The following is a 16124-nucleotide window of genomic DNA, read 5'->3' as shown; positions in this document are numbered from 1 at the left end:
CCCCGCTCAGCCGCGAGCGATTACCCGCCGGATCAGCGCCAGCCGTAGCCGGCGCGCAGGGCCTGGCCCACCCGGTCGAAGCGGGTCCGGTCCAGCACCGCGCCCTCGCGCCGGATGCTGTCCTCCCGCATGGTGAGGACCCGGTCGAGGCGTACCCAGCTCGGGCGGTTGTCCCGGTCCCAGGCGCCCGGCCCGAGCGCCAGCCAGTGCCGCTGTCCGTCCCGCTCGTCCTGGCTGGAGAGCATCAGCCCGAACAGCGTGCGGCTGTGCCGGCCCACCACCAGCACCGGGCGGTCCTTGCCCTGGCGGGGGTCGTCCTCGTACGGGACCCAGGTCCAGACGATCTCCCCCGGGTCGGCCTGCCCGTCCAGCTCCGGGGCGTACGCGAGCTGGCGACGCTGCAGCGCGGCCACCTGGCGGCGCCGCGCGACCTGGGCCGGGATCGGGCCCGGCTTTTGCGCCGGCGTCGCCGTGCCCCCGGTCATCCGGCCGAACCGCGACGCCACGTTCCTCAACAGACCTGCCACGGCGGGCAGCCTATCCCCCGGCCCGGGGGACCGCGCGGGGCCGCCGCCGAAACGCGGTGGAGGTACGGCGGAGGCGTCGGCGACGATCGCCCGGTGACCGTTCCCGCCCGGCAGATCCGGGCCACCTTCACCGCCGACAGCATCACCGTCTACCAGGCGTTCCCGCCGGAGGTCGCCGAGGCGGCGCTGGCCGCCGGCCGGTTCGTGCCGCCGTTCAAGCGGGAGCGGATGACCTGGATCAAGCCGTCGTTCCGCTGGATGATGTACCGCTGCGGCTGGGCGCGGAAGCCCGGGCAGGAGCGGGTGCTGGCCGTGGAGATCACCCGGGCCGGCTTCGAGTGGGCGCTGGCGCACGCCTGCGCCAGCGGCTTCGACCCGCGGCTGCACGCCGACCGGGCGGTCTGGCGCCGGCAGCTGCGGGCCAGCCCGGTGCGGGTGCAGTGGGACCCGGAACGCTCGCTGCGCCTGGCGCCGCTGCCGCACCGCTCGCTGCAGGTCGGCCTCTCCGGCGAGGCCGTGCACCGGTACGTCGACGAGTGGCTGGTCGGCCTCACCGACGTCACCCCGGTGGCGTGGGCGATCCGGGACCGGCTGACCGCCGGCGACGACGCCGGAGCGGCGGCACTGCTGCCGGTGGAGCGTCCCTACCCGCTCCCGCCCGAGGTGGTCGACGCCGGTTCGGACTGAGCGGTCAGGCCGGGCGGCGGGCCAGGACCAGCGTGGTGCGCAGGTCCAGCACGACCGTCCCGCCGAACCCGTCGACCGCCGCGCCGACCGCCGCCAGCACCCGCTCCCGCAGCTCGGGCGGCCGCCTCAGCTGCGGCGAGAACGTGCTGACCAGCGCCTGGTACGCCGCCGTGGTCAGCGGCACCGCGCGGCGGAACGGCACCGACCGGACGTCGGCGAAGCGGCCGCTGCCGGCGATGTCGGCGTGGAACCAGTCCTCGGCCGGGTCACCATGGCGCGCCGGGTCCACCGACTCGAACGCCGCCCGCAGCGTGGCGGCCTGCGCCGGGTCGACGTACGCGTAGCGGTGCGCGAAGACGGCCAGGGTCCCGCCCGGGGTCAGCGCGTCGTACGCCCGGCGGTTGCGGGTCTCCGGGTCCAGCCAGTGCCAGGCCATCGCGCAGGCCAGCGCCGGCGCCCCGCCCGGCGGCGGCGTCCATTCCTCGAACGGCGCCACCACCACCTCGACCGCGAGGAACCGGGCCGCCAGCAGCGCGGCCATCCGCGCGTCCGGCTCCACGCAGGTCATCGGCGCGCCCAGCCCGAGCAGCATCCCGGTGGCCCGGCCCGTCCCGGCGCCCACCTCGACCAGCCGGGCGGGCACCCCGCCGTGGTACCCGCGGATCGCCTCGACGATCTCCGGTGGGTAGCCCGGACGCGCCTCGTCGTAGCTGCCGGCCACCTCACCGAAAAGCTGGGACATGACCGCCATCGTGGCAGGGTGGACGCGGACACGTGACCCTGGGGAGGGAACCCATGACCGACGAACTGCCCCGGGACCTGCCGGTCCTGGAACGCCGCGCGGTCCGCGTGGTGGTGCTCGACGCCGAGGAGCGGGTGCTGCTCTTCCACACCCGCGACCCGGACCACCCCCGGCTCGGCACCTGGTGGGAGCTGCCGGGCGGCGGCCTCGACCCCGGCGAGACGTACCTCGACGCGGCGGTGCGGGAGCTGCGCGAGGAGACCGGGATCCGGGTGGGGCCGGACCAGGTCGGCGTGCCTCGTTGGCGGCGGGCCAGCTTCATTCACCGGCAGCTGCGGCACGTGCAGGACGAGGTGGTCGTGCCGGTACGGGTGCCGGACCGCGGCCCGGCGGTCGACGAGACGGACCGGCTCGACTACGAGGTGGAGGACTACTTCGGCTTCCGCTGGTGGCCGGTCGCCGAGATCGTGGCCAGCCGGGAACGCTTCTACCCGGGGCGGCTGCCGGCGCTGCTCACCCCGTTCCTGGCCGGCGAGGAGATCGACGAGCCGTTCGAACTCTGGTCCTGACGGGCCCGGTGGGCGTGCCGAACCGCCCGGCGGTGGGCAGAGTGGAGCCATGACGAGCCTCCAGGAGCCCCTCGCCCGGTACGCCGAACGCCTGCACGCCACCGTCGACCCCGGCCACCACGTCGCCTCCCCGCTCGGCGCGTGGCTGCTGCTGGCGCTCTGCGGACCGGCGGCGACCGGCGCCGAGCGGGACGCCCTGGCGGACGTGCTCGGCATGGACCCCTCGGACGCCGCCGCGACGGCGGCCGCCATGCTGGCCGAGCCGCACCCGCTGGTGCCCGCCGCGACGGCCGTCTGGCACCGCGCCGGGTACGACCCGCCCGGGCTCGCCGACTGGTACGCCGGCCTGCCGCCGCGGACCGCGACCGGGCCGCTGCCACCACAGGACGCGCTGGACGGCTGGGCCCGCGAGCACACCCTCGGGCTGATCGACCGGTTCCCGCTGCGGATCACTCCGCAGGTGGTGCTGGCCCTGGCCAGCGCGCTGGCCACCCGGATCTCCTGGGCGGAGCCGTTCGACCTGGCCCCCGCCGCGGCCCTCGGGCCGGCCGGCGGCTGGGCCGCTTCGCTCACCCGGGTGCTGCGCTCACCCGAGCGCGGCCACCGGTGCTGGATCGCCGCCACCGACCGGGCCGGCGAGGTGATCGTGCACGTGGCGACGGCCCAGCCGGCGGCCACGGAGGGTGGCCGGGCGGGACTGACCGTGCTGTCGGTGGCCGCCGCGCCCGAGGTGCCGCCGGGTGACGTGCTTTCCGCCGCGTACCGGCTCGGCGCGGCGGCGGTGGCCGGGGGCGAGCCGGGCCGGCGGTCGCTGTTCGACCTGCCGCTGGGCGAGACGGCACTGTGGAGCGTGCGCGAGGAGCGGGTGCGCACCCGTGCCCGGGGCGGCCGGGAGGAGCGCCACTCGGCGGTGCTGCCCTGCTGGTCGGCGCGGAGCGAGCACGACCTCACCGGGGCCCGACTGGGCTTCCCGACGGCGATCAGGGCGGTGGCGGGCGTCGGCACGCAGGCCGAGGCCCGGCAGGCGGCGATGGCCCGGTTCGGCCGGTACGGCTTCGAGGCGGCCGCGGTGACCGGCGCGTTCGCCCTGGTCAGTCTTGCGCCGGAGGGGGTGGCCCGGACCGCCGAGCTGCGCTTCGGCCACCCGTACGCGGTGGTGGCGGTGGCCACCGACGAGCGGCCGGACGGGGTGGGCCCGTGGCACGGGGTGCCGGTCTTCTCCGCCTGGGTGGCCGAGCCGGAGGAGCCGTCCGCCGCCGACCTCGCCGGCCCGTCCTGACGGGTCGGCGAGCCTCGTCAGCCGCCGTACGGCGGTCGCGGGATCGGGTCGACCATCGCGTCGAAGCCCTTCGGCAGCTGGGCCATGAGGTCCCGGAACTCGCCGACGGTGACCGCCTCGCGCAGGGTGGTCAGGACCGCCCGCACCCCCACCTCGGCGACCGCCGGGTCGACCCCGGCCCGGTCAGCCACCCGGTACAGGAACGCGACCGTGCCCGCGGTCGGGCCACCGTCGCCGGCCGGGGCGGTGAGGTACGCGCTCAGCTCGTCCGGCAGCTGGGCGGCGAGTTCGTCCGCCTCGCCCCCGGTCACCCGCTCGGCGAGGGTCTGCAGGGTGGCGCGGGAGATCATGGCGGCCTGCCCGGTGGGCAGCTCGGACCGGCGGGACACCGCCTCGACGAATCGGGGAAACTGCACGCCACCCTCCTGTCGTCGCCGGCCGCGCAAGGCCGGAGCCGGTCACGCGGTTACCCCCGGCCGGCTATGCCAAACGGTCGCCTCACCGCCCGGCGGGCACGGCCCCGGCCGGGACCGGCGCCCGGTCCGGGGCGGGGATCTCGACGGTCCGCCAGACGGGCGACCATCGGACGAGCAGCGCCGCCGCGGCCATGCCCACCGCGGCCGACGCGAGGTACGCCGGCGCGCCCAGCAGCGCGGTCAGCGCCCCGCCGAGGGCGGCACCGAGGGGCATCGTCCCCCAGATGAAGAACCGGCTGGTGGCCGTCATCCGGGACAGCATCCCGGCGGGCGTGGCCGCCTGCCGCAGGCTGACCGCGTTGACGTTGTAGAGCCCGCTGGCGAAGGCGCTCACCGCCAGCCCCGCGCCGATCCAGAGCGGGTGCGGCAGCAGCACCAGCGCCGCGCCGGCCTGGAGCACCGCCGCCGCGGCGATGGCCCGCCCGACGCCGAGGCGGGACCGGGCCCGGCCGGCGACCGCCGCGCCGAGCAGGTACCCGACGTTGGCGGCGGCGATCAGCAGCCCCACCGTGGCGGCGGGCAGGCGCAGCTCGCGGACCGCGTACACCAGCAGCATGGCGAGGAAACCGGCGTGCCAGAGGTTGGTCAGGCCGGAGCAGAGGGTCAGCGCCCGGACGACCGGGTCACCGAGCACGAAGCGCACCCCGCCGGCGGCGTCCCGCCACACGCCGCCCGCGCCGGTGGCCCGGCTCGGGGCCAGCCGGGGCGTACCGGCGAGGAAGAGCGCCGAGCCGACGAAGCTGGCCACGTCGACGAGGAGGGCGACCGGCGCGCCGAGCGCGCCGACGAGGAGGCCGGCGAGGCCGGGGCCGGCGGTCTGCCCGACCGCGCGGGTCGCCTCGAGGCGGGCGTTGGCGTCGGCCAGCCGGCCGGGCGGCGCCACCGCGGGCACCGCCGCGAAGTAGGCCACGTCGAAGAGCACCGTGGCGCAGCCGGCCAGCAGCGCCACCGCCACCAGGTGGGCGAGGGTGAGCAGCCCGGCCGCCCAGGCCAGCGGCACGCTGGCCAGCAGCAGGGCCCGGGCCAGGTCGGCGCCGACCAGCACGGCGCGGCGCGGCAGCCGGTCGACGAGCGCGCCGGCCGGGATGCCGAGCAGCAGGTACGGCAGGGTGGTGGCGGCGGTCAGCACGGCGACCCCGGTCGGCCCGGCGCCGAGCGCGGTCAGCGCGGCCAGGGGCAGCGCCACGGTGGTGACGTGGGTGCCGAGAGTGCTCACCGCGTCGGAGAGCCAGAGCCGGCGGAAGGTGGCGTGCCGCCAGAGCGCGGCGGAGGTGACGGTCATGGGGGCAGCGTCAACGACGTACCCGGGAAGGTCGGCGGCCCTGATTGTCACGGTGACAATCCGGCGGCGGCCGGGCCGCGCGGCGGGTAGATTGTCACGGTGACAATCTGGGAGCCCGCAGCGCCGTCCGGGAGCGGTCCCCGCTATCTGGCGCTCGCCGACGCGATCGGCGCCGACATCGCCGCCGGCCGCCTCACCGCCGGTGACCGGCTGCCGGCGCAGCGGGAGCTGGCCCGGCGGCTCGGCATCACGATCGCCACCGTCGGCCGCGCCTACCAGGTCGCCGCCCGGCGCGGACTGCTCACCGGCGAGGTCGGCCGCGGCACCTTCGTCGCCCCGGCCCCCGCCGCCACCGCGCCCACCACCGCGCCGGTGCTCGACGTCGCCGCCGTGCACCCGCCCGGGCACGGGCCGGTGCACCGGGCGGTCGCGCCGATCCTGCACCGGATCGCCGCCGACCCCCTGGCCCTCGGCGCGGAGGACGCCGACGCGGTCCGGCACCGCGTCGCCGGCGCCCGGTGGATGGCCCACGGCGGCTGGCGACCCGCCCCCGACGAGGTCGAGGTGACCGCCGGCGGCCAGCACGGGCTCGCCGCCGCGCTGGCCGCGCTCGCCCAGCCCCGGCAGGTGGTGGTCACCACCGAGCTGACCAACCCGGGCCTGCTCGCCGCGGCGCGGCTGCTCCGGATCGAGCTGGCGACCGTGCCGAGCGACGCGGCCGGGCCCCGCCCGGACGCCATCGACCGGCTCTGCGCCCGACGCCGGGTGGCCGCGCTGCACCTGCACCCCACCCTGCACAACCCGACCGGCCTCACCATGCCGGCCGAGCGCCGTCGGGAGATCGCCGCCGTCGCCGCCGGCCACGACCTGACCGTCATCGAGGAGGATCCGTTCGGCGCGCTGCTGCCCGACCGGCCGCCGCCGGTCGCCGCGTGGCACCCCCGCACGGTCCACCTCACCGGCATCACCAAGACCCTCGCCCCGGGCCTGCGGATCGGCTACCGGTACGCCCCGCCGGCGCTCGCCGAGCCGCTGCGCGCCGCCGCCCGGGCGCTCGCCTGGGCGCCCGCGCCGCTGGCCGCCGAGGTGGCCACCCAGCTCGTGCTGGGCGGGGCGGCGCACCAGCTCGCCGCCGCCCGCTCGGCCGAGCTTGCCGGGCGCGCCGCGCTGGCCCGCGAGCTGCTCGGCGACCAGGTGGCCGCCACCGGGCCGGCGCCCTTCGCCTGGGTGCGCCTGGGCCACGACGCCGACGCGGTGACCGCGCTCGCCCGCCGCCGGGGCGTCGCGGTCGCCGGCACCGACGAGTTCGCCGCCCGGCGCGGGGCCGCGGCCGGCCTGCGGGTCAGCCTCAGCGCCGACGACGCGACGGTACGCGCGGCGCTGCGCGCCCTGGCCCGGCTGTTGCCGGGCTGACCGTCAGCGGAGCGTGCCCTCGGCCCGGAGCCGGTCGAAGATGAGCTGGTCCACCGGGGAGACGCGGTGCCGGTCGGCGTAACCGAGCCAGGCCAGCTCCTCGATCTCGCTCTCCGGGTGCAGCTCGCCCCGGTAGTCGGCGGCGTAGCAGGTCATCCGGACCAACGTGCCGGCCGCGTGCCCGTGCGCCAGCGCGGAGAAGGTGCCGACGTGGACGGCCGACTCCCGCAGCACCGCGACGCCCAGCTCCTCGGCGATCTCCCGGCCCAGGGTGTCCAGGTCGGTCTCGCCGGCCTCCCGCTTGCCGCCCGGCAGGTACCAGACGTCCTTGCCGCGTGAGCGGGTGCTGAGGATGCGCCCGTCCTCGATCCGGATCCAGGCCACCTTGTCGATCTCGGGCACGGCAACTCACTCCTCGACTGGGACGGCGGTCAACTGTAGAGCGCGGGCGCCGGGCGGCCGGGCCGGTCGGTAGCATCGGCCCATGTCCCGCGCCACCCATCCCGGCGCCTGCCCGCTGGACTGCCCGGACACCTGCACCTGGCAGCTCACCGTCGAGGACGGTCGGGCGGTCGCGCTGCGCGGCGACCGCGACCACCCGTTCACCCGGGGCGCGCTCTGCGGCAAGGTCAACCGCTACCTGGACGCGGTCAACGGACCCGACCGGCTGACCCACCCGCTGGTGCGGACCGGGCCGAAGGGCGTGGGGCCGGTCTCCTACCGGCCCGCCAGCTGGGACGAGGCGATCGGCCGGGTGGCGGCCGGGCTGCGGGCCAGCATCGACCGGGACGGCCCGGAGGCGGTCCTGCCGTACTACTTCGCCGGCACGATGGGCCTGGTCCAGGGCTGGACGATGGGTCCGCGCCTCTTCGCGTACCTCGGCGCGTCCCGGCTGCAGACCACGATCTGCACCGGCGCGGCGCGGGCCGCGCTGAACTCGCTGCTCGGCGGTTCGGTCGGCTTCGAGCCGGAGTCCATCGTGGACGCCAAACTGATCGTGCTCTGGGGCGCCAACCTGCTTTCCACCAACCTGCACCAGTGGCCCTTCGTCCAGGAGGCCCGGCAGCGGGGCGCGTACGTCGTCACCATCGACCCGCTGCGCACGGACACCGCGGCCCGCAGCAACGAGCACGTCGCGCCGCTGCCGGGCACGGACGCCGCCCTGGCGCTGGGGCTGATGCGGCTCGTCCGCGACGCGGGCGCCGCCGACGTGGAATGGCTGTCCGCGCACACGGTCGGCTGGCCGGAGCTGGCGGCGCGGCTCGACGAGTGGCCGGTGGAGCGGGCCGCCGCCGAGTGCGGGCTCGACGTCGACGTCGTCCGGCGGCTGGGCGAGCGGATCGCCACCACCCGGCCCACCGCGGTCCGGGTCGGGCTCGGACCGCAGCGCCACCACGGGGCCGGCCAGGCGATCCGGGCGATCTGCGCGTTGTCGCTGGTGACCGGGGACTTCCGGTACCCGGGCGGCGGTGCGCTCTGCACGGCCGGCGGCCACCACCCGGTGCCCCTCGACCCGGTGGTGCGTCCGCGCGGCATGCCCGCGCCGCCCGCCCGGTCGGTCAACATGAGCCGGCTGGCGGCCGTGCTCACCGGAGACGCCGACCCGCCGGTGACGTCGCTGGTGGTCTTCAACGCCAACCCGGCGGCCACCGCGCCTGACCAGCGGCGGCTGCGCGCCGGCCTGGGGCGCGCCGACCTGTTCACCGTCGTGCTGGAGCAGCGCTGGACGGACACCTGCGACTTCGCCGACGTGGTGCTGCCGGCCACCATGCAGCCCGAGCACCTCGACCTGCACACCTCCTACGGCCACCACTACACGACGCTCAACCTGGCGGCGACCCGGGCGCCCGGCGAGGCGCTGCCGAACACCGAGATCTTCCGCCGGATCGCGGCCGCACTGGGTCTCGACCATCCCCGCCTGCGGGACAGCGACGAGGACCTGGCCCGGCAACTGCTCCGCGACGCGCCGGTCAGCTTCGAGGAGCTCCGCGAGCGGACGTACGCCCGGACCACCGGGGTGGCCGTCGGGTCGGCGCCGTACGCCGAGGGCGGCTTCCCCACCCCGGACGGCCGGGCCCGGCTGCTCGACCCGCGGCTCGCCGGGCACGGGGTGGACCCGCTGGTCGGCTACACCCCGCCGGCGGAGGCCGCCGACCCGGAGCTGGCCCGGCGCTTCCCGCTGGTGCTGATCTCCCCGGCCGGCCGGTTCCTCATGAACTCCACCTTCGCCTCGCTCCCCTGGCACGCCGGCCGGACCGGGCCGCCCAGGGTGCACCTGCACCCCGACGACGCGGCAGCCCGGGGCCTGACCGACGGGGACGCGGTGCGGGTGCACAACGGCCGCGGGGCGTTCCTGGCGGCGGTCGCGGTGGACGACGCGACCCGGCCGGGGCTGGCGTTCACCTACAAGGCGTACTGGGCGCGGCTGAGCCCCGGCGGGACCACGGTCAACGCGGTCACCGCGGTGCGCGACACCGACCTGGGGGGCGGTCCGACGTTCCACGACACCCGCGTCGAGGTCGAGCCGGTGCCGGCGGAGCTGCTGGTGGTGGAGACGGCGCCGGGGCCGGTCCGGGAAACCGCCGGTCCGCGCGGATGAGCATGCCGACGGCGGCGACCGCACGACAGCCGGCGACCGTGCCGAGCAGGAGCCGGTAGCCGCCGGCCGAGTGCGGTAGGGCGGCCGCACCGGGGGGCGGCCGCCCGGCTGGGGTGCGGCGTGTCCGACGAGAACGACCGGAGTCGTCGGCGTCCCGTTTGACAGTCGCGCGATCGCTCAGCGATAGTTGAGTCAATGACTGCTGAGCTTGCCTCCCTGCGGGCGCGCGCCCGGATCCACGCCGCGCTCGGCGACCCGGCGCGCCTGGCGATCGTGGACGCGCTCACCCTGGGCGACGCCTCCCCCGGCGAGATCGCCGCCGACCTCGGGATGCCGACCAACCTCGTCGCCCACCACGTCAAGGTCCTCTCCGGGGCCGGCCTGGTCGTCCGCGGCCGGTCCGAGGGCGACCGCCGCCGCACCTACCTGCGGCTGCGGCCCGAGGCCCTGGCCACGCTCACCCCGCCGCCGCTGGCCGGGGTGGGCCGGGTGGTCTTCGTCTGCACCCGCAACTCCGCCCGGTCGCAGCTCGCCGCCGCCCTCTGGGCCCACCGCACCCGCACCTCGGCGGCGTCGGCGGGCACGAATCCCGCGCCGCGGGTCCACCCCCGGGCCGTCGTGGTGGCCCACCGGCACGGCCTGGACCTCGACCCGACCGGCACCTCGCACGTCGCGGACATCGTGCGCGACGACGACCTGCTGATCGCGGTCTGCGACAACGCCCACGAGGAACTCACCGGGCCGGTCCGCCCCCGACTGCACTGGTCGGTGCCCGACCCGGTCCGGGTCGACACCGACGCCGCCTTCGAGGCCGCGTTCGCCGACCTCGCCGCCCGGGTCGATCGCGTCGCCCCCGTCATCACCCCCGCCATGAGCCCGGGAGACCGCCGTGACTGACGCCGTGGGCCAGCGGCTCGGCCCACCGTGACCCGCGGCGACGCCTGGCCGGTCTTCCCCGCCACCCGATGACATCCACGCCCGAGCCGAAACGCGGCCCGGGACGCCACCGCAATGGAAGAGAACAGACTGATGACCATCGCACCCTGGCGGCGCCTGCTGGCCGAGTTCACCGGCACCGCCCTGCTGGTCACCGCCGTGGTCGGCTCCGGCATCATGGCCGCCACCCTCTCCCCCGACGACGTCGGCCTCCAACTGCTGGAGAACTCGATCGCCACCGCGCTCGCCCTGGGCGCGCTGATCCTGATCTTCGGCCCGGTCTCCGGCGCGCACTTCAACCCGGTGGTCTCCGCCGCGGACTGGTTCCTCGGCCGCCGCGCCGGCACCGGCCTGACCGGCCGGGATCTCGGCGGGTACGTCACCGCCCAGGTCGCCGGCGCGATCGGCGGGTCGGTCCTGGCCAACCTGATGTTCGACCTGGCCGCCGTCGACTTCTCCGGCAAGGGCCGCGCGGCCGGGCACCTCTGGCTCGGCGAGGTCGTCGCCACCGCCGGCCTGATCCTGCTGATCTTCGCCCTCGCCCGCTCCGGCCGCGCCCCGGTCGCCCCCGCCGCGGTCGGCGCCTACATCGGCGCCGCGTACTGGTTCACCTCGTCGACATCGTTCGCCAACCCGGCGGTGACGATCGGCCGGGCGTTCACCGACACCTTCGCCGGCATCGCGCCCGCCTCGGTGCCCGGCTTCGTCGTCGCGCAGCTCGTCGGCCTCGCCGTGGGCATCGGTCTCCTGGCCGCGCTCTACCCGGACGCCGGGCGGGCCGCCGACCAGGTGGTCGTGCCGACCGACGAGCGCGACCGGGCGCTCGGCGCATGAGCGCCGACCCGGAGCACGGTGCAGCGGACCGGTCGTACCGCGCCCTGCTCAATCCGCCGCGTCCCGCCGGCCGCTACCGCCTGCTGGACCGCAACAGCGACTCCCGCTGGCCCCTGCCCACCGCGGAGGCCGAGGCGCCGGTGAACCGGCCCTGCGACCCGCACTGCGAGAAAGGCTCCTGATGCCCGACAAGCCCAGCGTCCTGTTCGTCTGCGTGCACAACGCCGGCCGCTCCCAGATGGCCGCCGGCTGGCTGCGCCACCTCGCCGGCGACGCCGTCGAGGTCCGCTCCGCCGGCTCGGCGCCCGCCGAGGCGGTCAACCCGGCCGCCGTCGAGGCCATGGCCGAGGTCGGCATCGACCTCACCGGTCAGACCCCCAAGCTGCTGGAGTACGCCACGGCGGAGTCCTCCGACGTCATCGTCACCATGGGCTGCGGGGACGCCTGCCCGGTGTTCCCCGGCAAGCGGTACGAGGACTGGAAGCTGGAAGACCCGGCCGGCAAGGGCGTCGAGGCGGTCCGGCCGATCCGGGACGAGATCCGGGACCGGGTGACGCGCCTGCTGGCCGAGCTGCGGGGCTGACCCTCGGGACCTCCGACCCGGGCGGCCGGTCCGTGCGCCCCTGCTCCGCCCCACCGCCCGCGCCTAGCGTCGACGGTGGGAACGAGGAGGTCGCCATGCGTACGTGGCAGGTGCAGGACGTGATGACAACCGACGTCGCGACGGTGCGGGAGGGCACGCCGTACCGCGAGATCGTCGACCTGCTGACCGGCCGGCACGTCACCGCGGCGCCGGTGGTGGACGGCGCCCGTCGGGTGCTCGGCGTGGTCTCCGAGGCGGACCTGCTGCACAAGGTGGAGTTGCAGGGGCAGCCGCACGAGCGGCGGGTCTTCGTCAGCCGGCACCACCGGCAGGCCCGGGTGAAGGCCGGGGCCACCCTGGCCGCCGACCTGATGACCGCACCGCCGGTCACCGTGGCGCCCGACGCCTCGCTGGTGGAGGCGGCCCGGATCATGGGCGAGCGGAACGTGAAGCGGCTGCCGGTCGTCGACGACCTGGACCGGCTGGTCGGCATCGTCACCCGCGGCGACCTGCTCAAGGTGCACCTGCGCCCGGACGCCGACATCCGCCGCGACGTGGTCGACGAGGTGCTGCACCGGGTGCTGGGTGTCCCCGACGGCGTGGTGGACGTGACCGTGTACGACGGCGTGGTCACCCTGACCGGCCAGCTCGGCCGCTGGTCGACCGTGCACCTGGCGCTGCGGCTCACCGGCCAGGTCAGCGGCGTGGTCGAGGTGGTCGGCGCGCTCGGGTACGCGGTCGACGACGCGCCGATGGCCGCCCTGCGCGCCGGCGCCGGCACCCCGGCCGGGATCGCCTGACCCGCCGCCCGCAGGCGTCGCCCCGGGCGACGCCGGCGGCTCACCCTTCGGCGAGGGCGTCGAGCGCCAGGGACGCGGTCCAGCTGAACGCCGGGGAGCCGAGCCCGGCACCGGTGTCCGGGTGGAAGTACTCGTGGCAGCCGCTGCGGGCGACCAACCCGAGCATCGACTCCCGCAGCCCGGCGGCCAGCGCGGGACGGCGGTGGGTGAGCAGCCCCCGCCACAGCAGCCAGCTCGTGTTCAGCCAGCTCGGGCCGCGCCAGTAGCGCAGCGGCTCGAAGTCCGGCGCGGTGCGGTCGTGGGTGGGCAGCGGACGGTCCATCCGGGACGCCAGGCCGAACCGGGGCGAGCACGCCTCGGTCAGCACCGCCCGTACCTGCCGGGCGGGCAGGTCCGGCAGGATCAGCGGCATCAGCCCGAGCACCGTCCGGGCCGGGATCAGCCGGTCGGTGCGCAGGTTGCGCGGCTGGAAGGTGCCGGTGGTCGGGTCGTACAACCGGTCGACCAGGGTGGCGGTGATCCGGGCCGCCCGGTCCCGGTGCGGCCCCGGGTCGGCGCCGACCACCGCCGCGATCCGGGCCAGCGCGTGCTCGGCCACCCCGAGGGCCGCGTTGAGCAGCGGACACTCCACCAGGAAGGGATGCCGGCCGGCGAGCCCGTCGTCGCCGTAGCGGCCCTCCCGGTAGGACGCGACGATCGCGACGTAGCGCGCGTAGTCCAGGTCCGTGGGGCGGTGTGCGGCCTCGACGTGCGCGGTGTCGTGCCGCCGGTACGCCCGCATGACCGCGGCGTCGGCCGGGACCGCCGCCATCGGGGCGTCCCAGGCGGGGCTGTTGTCCAGCCCCGACTCCCACGGGTGCACCAGGCAGGCCAGCCCGGCACCGCCGACGTCCCGCCGGCCGGTCAGGTACCGCTGCTGGGCCACCAGCCGCGGGTAGAGCCAGCGCAGGGCCCGCACCGAGGCCTCCGACGGGGCCCGGCGGTGGGTCAGCCACGCCGCCGGGGCGTGCACCGGCGGTTGGACGATCCCGGAGGTGGCGACGGCCGGGGCGCCGTCGGCACGGGCCGAGTCCCAGAACTCCGGCCCCGGGAAGTACGAGCCGACCCGCAGCGCCGGGTTGAACACGATGTGCGGCACCCGCCCGTCGGCCCACTGAGCGGCGAAGAGCGTCCGCAGCTCCCGCCACGCCCGCTCGGGTCGGACGTGGGCCAGCCCGACGGCGATGAACGCCGAATCCCAACTCCACTGGTGCGGGTAGAGGGTGCGCGACGGCACCGTGTGGTCGTGCTCCCAGTTGCCGTCGAGGGTGGCGACGGCCAGCCGGCGCAGCCCCGCGGCCCGCTCGGCACCGACCCGCCGGGACGGGCCGCCGTCGGGACCCGTCGTGCCGTCCAGCCCGGCGGCGGCGCCGGGTCCGCCGGCCGGCCCGGCGCTCATGCCGCCGCCTGCCACTGCTGGGCGTGCGTGAGCACCGTCGCGGCCTGCCGGAGGGCGGCGAGGGGTTCGCCGCGCAGCCGGCACTCCAGCGCCAGCCACCCCCGGTAGTCGACGTCGTGCAGGGTACGCAGCAGCGCCGGCCAGTCCAGGTGCCCGGCACCGGGCTGGTACCGGTTGGAGTCGCTGACCTGCACGTGCCCCAGGTACGGCGCGGCGGCGCGCAGCGCCGCGTGCACGTCGTCCTCCTCGATGTTCATGTGGAAGGTGTCGGCGACCACCCGGACCGAGGGCAGGCCGGCGGCCGCGCAGAGGGCGACCGCCTCGTCGAGCCGGTTGACCATGTGGTCCTCGTACCGGTTGAGGGGTTCCAGGAAGAGGGTTACGCCCTCGGCGCGGGCGTGCTCGCCCAGCTCGCCCAGGGCGTCGACGAGGACCTGCCGGTCGCCGTCGGGCGAGCGGGGCGGCTCGAAGGGCGGCAGCCGCCGGGAGAACATCCCCCAGGCGGCGGGGGTCATCGCGCCGATCCCGCCGAGTTCGGCGATCACCGAGAGCTGGGAGCGGAGGTTGCGCACCGCGTCCCGGGAGCGGTCCGGGTCGAAGTCGCCGATGAAGTGGTCCATGTCGACGCAGACGGTGGGCATGGGCACGCCGTCGGCGCGGGCCCGGCGCAGCTCCGGCAGCCGCCGGGCGAACGCGAGGTCACCGCGGCCGCGCAGCTCGATGGCCTGGTAGCCGAGGGTGGTGGCGAGAGCGAACTTGTCGGACAGGCTGGCGCCCGGGAGCAGTTGCTCCTGGCAGGCGAGTGGGATGGCCATTCAGAACCTCAGCACGACTTGGAGGACGTCACCGTCACCGCGGTCGAGCAACGCGAGCGCGTCGGCCACCGCGCCCGCGTCGACGACGTGGCTCACCAGCGGCAGCGGGTCGACGCTGCCCTCGGCCACCAGGTCCATGAAGGTGTGGGCGATCCGGGGCCCGGTCCACCGGCCGGCCGTGCCGGGTGCCGGGGTGGGCCCCGAGATCTGGGCCGCCACCAGCTGGATCCGGTTGTGGTGGAACTCCTCGCCGAGTCCCAGCCCGAGGGCGTACCCCTGGTAGAAGCCGGCGGCCACGACGCGGCCGGCGTGGGTGGTGGCGCGGATCGCCTCGTGCAGCGCCGGGTACGACCCGGACAGCTCCAGGCAGACGTCCGCGCCGCGACCGTCGGTGGCTCCGTGGAGCACGGCGGCGGCGGAGTCGACGGCGGCGTCGACGACCCGCCGGGCGCCGAAGCGGGTGGCGAAGTCCAGCCGGGCGGGCACCCGGTCGACCGCGACCACCCGGGCGCCGGAGAGGGCGGCCAGCCGGGTGGCGAGCAGGCCGATCACCCCCTGACCGAAGACCCCCACCCAGTCGCCGAGGTGCAGGTCGCCGGCGAGCACCGCGGTGAGGGCGACCGCGCCGGGACGGGCGAAGACGGCGGTGAGCGGGTCGAGCCCGCGGGCCAGCGGCTGGACCGCGCCGGCCGGCACGACGGCCTCGGCCCGGTGCCCCCAGATCCCCCAGACGACCTGCCCGGGATGCCGGTCGGCGACGTCGGCGGCAACCTCGACGATCTCGCCGACCTCCTCATAGCCGAAGCCGACGACGGGGTAGGCGGCGGGTGCCTGGCGGGGCACGAACATCCGGGTGGCGTCGTCCCAGTCCTTGCTGAGCCGCGGATTGCTGCCCCGGTAGAGGGTCAGCTCGGTCCCGGCCGAGATGCCGGAGTAGCAGGTGCGGACGCGAACCTGGCCCGGGCCGAGCGGATCAGCGGGGCAGGGCTCCAGGCTGACGCGTCGGGGCCCAGCCAGAGAGACCACCCAGTTGACCATGGCGTCGCTCCGAGGAAAGTGCCGGAACCAATCTTACCAAATAAATCGGCATATGTAGTTGGATTGATCAATCGAAGGGTATTGAATCCACGTTGTACCCTTCGAG

The 16124-nt window shown here is 76.4% G+C and carries 18 protein-coding genes; 10 read left to right on the top strand and 8 right to left on the bottom strand.

The features are described 5' to 3' along the window. Window positions 1-32: 32 nt before the first annotated feature. The gene (locus tag ACTWO6_RS14765) at window positions 33-527 is read right to left on the bottom strand and encodes a type II toxin-antitoxin system PemK/MazF family toxin (RefSeq protein WP_130334839.1); all 495 of its coding nucleotides are present in this window, start codon (window positions 525-527) and stop codon (window positions 33-35) included. A 93-nt stretch (window positions 528-620) separates the two neighbouring features. Between ACTWO6_RS14765 and ACTWO6_RS14760 the strand changes: the two genes are divergently transcribed. After that, complete coding sequence (locus tag ACTWO6_RS14760; RefSeq protein ID WP_446220185.1) at window positions 621-1214, top strand: DUF4291 domain-containing protein; 594 nt, start codon at window positions 621-623, stop codon at window positions 1212-1214. 4 nt (window positions 1215-1218) lie between these two features. On the opposite strand, the gene ACTWO6_RS14755 is transcribed toward ACTWO6_RS14760, so the two are convergent. Next, entirely contained in the window at window positions 1219-1956 is a 738-nt protein-coding gene (locus ACTWO6_RS14755; RefSeq protein ID WP_446220184.1) for a class I SAM-dependent methyltransferase, read from the bottom strand. Between the two features lie 53 nt (window positions 1957-2009). Between ACTWO6_RS14755 and ACTWO6_RS14750 the strand changes: the two genes are divergently transcribed. Both ACTWO6_RS14750 and ACTWO6_RS14745 read left to right on the top strand, forming a co-directional pair. After that, on the top strand, window positions 2010-2525 hold the full coding sequence (locus tag ACTWO6_RS14750) for an NUDIX hydrolase (RefSeq protein WP_446220183.1): 516 nt from the start codon (window positions 2010-2012) through the stop codon (window positions 2523-2525). 49 nt (window positions 2526-2574) lie between these two features. Continuing rightward, window positions 2575-3804, top strand: coding sequence for a hypothetical protein (locus ACTWO6_RS14745; protein WP_446220182.1), 1230 nt, complete (start codon window positions 2575-2577; stop codon window positions 3802-3804). Window positions 3805-3821: 17 nt separating this feature from the next. Here the strand turns inward: ACTWO6_RS14745 and ACTWO6_RS14740 are convergent, their stop codons facing one another. Both ACTWO6_RS14740 and ACTWO6_RS14735 read right to left on the bottom strand, forming a co-directional pair. Further along, entirely contained in the window at window positions 3822-4220 is a 399-nt protein-coding gene (locus tag ACTWO6_RS14740; RefSeq protein WP_446220181.1) for a DUF2267 domain-containing protein, read from the bottom strand. A gap of 82 nt (window positions 4221-4302) precedes the next feature. Then, complete coding sequence (locus tag ACTWO6_RS14735) at window positions 4303-5562, bottom strand: MFS transporter (protein ID WP_446220180.1); 1260 nt, start codon at window positions 5560-5562, stop codon at window positions 4303-4305. Window positions 5563-5661: 99 nt separating this feature from the next. Between ACTWO6_RS14735 and ACTWO6_RS14730 the strand changes: the two genes are divergently transcribed. Then, on the top strand, window positions 5662-6975 hold the full coding sequence (locus ACTWO6_RS14730) for an aminotransferase-like domain-containing protein (protein WP_446220179.1): 1314 nt from the start codon (window positions 5662-5664) through the stop codon (window positions 6973-6975). 3 nt (window positions 6976-6978) lie between these two features. Here ACTWO6_RS14730 and ACTWO6_RS14725 read toward each other — a convergent pair whose 3' ends face one another. Then, window positions 6979-7377, bottom strand: a complete 399-nt coding sequence (locus ACTWO6_RS14725) for an NUDIX hydrolase (RefSeq protein WP_446220178.1) — start codon at window positions 7375-7377, stop codon at window positions 6979-6981. Between the two features lie 82 nt (window positions 7378-7459). Here ACTWO6_RS14725 and ACTWO6_RS14720 point away from each other — a divergent pair, with 82 nt between their 5' ends. The 6 genes from ACTWO6_RS14720 (at window position 7460) to ACTWO6_RS14695 (ending at window position 12727) form a co-directional block, all read left to right on the top strand. After that, window positions 7460-9574, top strand: coding sequence for a molybdopterin-containing oxidoreductase family protein (locus tag ACTWO6_RS14720; protein ID WP_446220177.1), 2115 nt, complete (start codon window positions 7460-7462; stop codon window positions 9572-9574). A gap of 195 nt (window positions 9575-9769) precedes the next feature. After that, window positions 9770-10471, top strand: coding sequence for an arsenate reductase/protein-tyrosine-phosphatase family protein (locus tag ACTWO6_RS14715; RefSeq protein WP_446220176.1), 702 nt, complete (start codon window positions 9770-9772; stop codon window positions 10469-10471). Between the two features lie 132 nt (window positions 10472-10603). Next, a complete protein-coding gene (locus ACTWO6_RS14710) occupies window positions 10604-11344 on the top strand; it encodes an aquaporin (protein WP_446220175.1) in 741 nt (246 codons plus the stop codon). After that, window positions 11341-11526, top strand: a complete 186-nt coding sequence (locus ACTWO6_RS14705) for a hypothetical protein (RefSeq protein WP_446220174.1) — start codon at window positions 11341-11343, stop codon at window positions 11524-11526. Before ACTWO6_RS14710 ends, ACTWO6_RS14705 begins: the two co-directional genes overlap by 4 nt. Further along, window positions 11526-11927 carry an arsenate reductase ArsC gene (locus tag ACTWO6_RS14700; protein ID WP_446220173.1) on the top strand — a complete coding sequence of 134 codons (402 nt, stop codon included), beginning with the start codon at window positions 11526-11528 and terminating at the stop codon, window positions 11925-11927. Before ACTWO6_RS14705 ends, ACTWO6_RS14700 begins: the two co-directional genes overlap by 1 nt. A 95-nt stretch (window positions 11928-12022) precedes the next feature. Beyond that, entirely contained in the window at window positions 12023-12727 is a 705-nt protein-coding gene (locus tag ACTWO6_RS14695; protein WP_446220172.1) for a CBS domain-containing protein, read from the top strand. A 40-nt stretch (window positions 12728-12767) separates the two neighbouring features. Here ACTWO6_RS14695 and ACTWO6_RS14690 read toward each other — a convergent pair whose 3' ends face one another. From ACTWO6_RS14690 to ACTWO6_RS14680, 3 genes are read right to left on the bottom strand one after another with little or no spacing between them, the layout of a single operon-like run. Beyond that, the gene (locus ACTWO6_RS14690) at window positions 12768-14165 is read right to left on the bottom strand and encodes an MGH1-like glycoside hydrolase domain-containing protein (protein ID WP_446220171.1); all 1398 of its coding nucleotides are present in this window, start codon (window positions 14163-14165) and stop codon (window positions 12768-12770) included. Next, on the bottom strand, window positions 14162-14980 hold the full coding sequence (locus ACTWO6_RS14685) for a sugar phosphate isomerase/epimerase family protein (protein ID WP_446220170.1): 819 nt from the start codon (window positions 14978-14980) through the stop codon (window positions 14162-14164). Before ACTWO6_RS14685 ends, ACTWO6_RS14690 begins: the two co-directional genes overlap by 4 nt. Continuing rightward, complete coding sequence (locus ACTWO6_RS14680; RefSeq protein WP_446220169.1) at window positions 14981-16006, bottom strand: zinc-binding dehydrogenase; 1026 nt, start codon at window positions 16004-16006, stop codon at window positions 14981-14983. It abuts the gene before it with no gap. Window positions 16007-16124: the final 118 nt, after the last annotated feature.

Source organism: Micromonospora sp. IBHARD004, assembly GCF_052814115.1.
The sequence above is the reverse complement of the archived record's forward strand: the minus strand, read 5'-3'. Positions and strand labels throughout refer to the sequence as shown.

Bases quoted from the DNA above. Each gene is read 5' to 3' on its own strand.
- ACTWO6_RS14755 (WP_446220184.1), bottom strand. From the start codon at position 1,956: ATGTCCCAGCTTTTCGGTGAGGTGGCCGGCAGCTACGACGAGGCGCGT.
- ACTWO6_RS14750 (WP_446220183.1), top strand. From the start codon at position 2,010: ATGACCGACGAACTGCCCCGGGACCTGCCGGTCCTGGAACGCCGCGCG.
- ACTWO6_RS14745 (WP_446220182.1), top strand. From the start codon at position 2,575: ATGACGAGCCTCCAGGAGCCCCTCGCCCGGTACGCCGAACGCCTGCAC.
- ACTWO6_RS14735 (WP_446220180.1), bottom strand. From the start codon at position 5,562: ATGACCGTCACCTCCGCCGCGCTCTGGCGGCACGCCACCTTCCGCCGG.
- ACTWO6_RS14720 (WP_446220177.1), top strand. From the start codon at position 7,460: ATGTCCCGCGCCACCCATCCCGGCGCCTGCCCGCTGGACTGCCCGGAC.
- ACTWO6_RS14715 (WP_446220176.1), top strand. From the start codon at position 9,770: ATGACTGCTGAGCTTGCCTCCCTGCGGGCGCGCGCCCGGATCCACGCC.
- ACTWO6_RS14710 (WP_446220175.1), top strand. From the start codon at position 10,604: ATGACCATCGCACCCTGGCGGCGCCTGCTGGCCGAGTTCACCGGCACC.
- ACTWO6_RS14705 (WP_446220174.1), top strand. From the start codon at position 11,341: ATGAGCGCCGACCCGGAGCACGGTGCAGCGGACCGGTCGTACCGCGCC.
- ACTWO6_RS14700 (WP_446220173.1), top strand. From the start codon at position 11,526: ATGCCCGACAAGCCCAGCGTCCTGTTCGTCTGCGTGCACAACGCCGGC.
- ACTWO6_RS14695 (WP_446220172.1), top strand. From the start codon at position 12,023: ATGCGTACGTGGCAGGTGCAGGACGTGATGACAACCGACGTCGCGACG.
- ACTWO6_RS14690 (WP_446220171.1), bottom strand. From the start codon at position 14,165: ATGAGCGCCGGGCCGGCCGGCGGACCCGGCGCCGCCGCCGGGCTGGAC.
- ACTWO6_RS14685 (WP_446220170.1), bottom strand. From the start codon at position 14,980: ATGGCCATCCCACTCGCCTGCCAGGAGCAACTGCTCCCGGGCGCCAGC.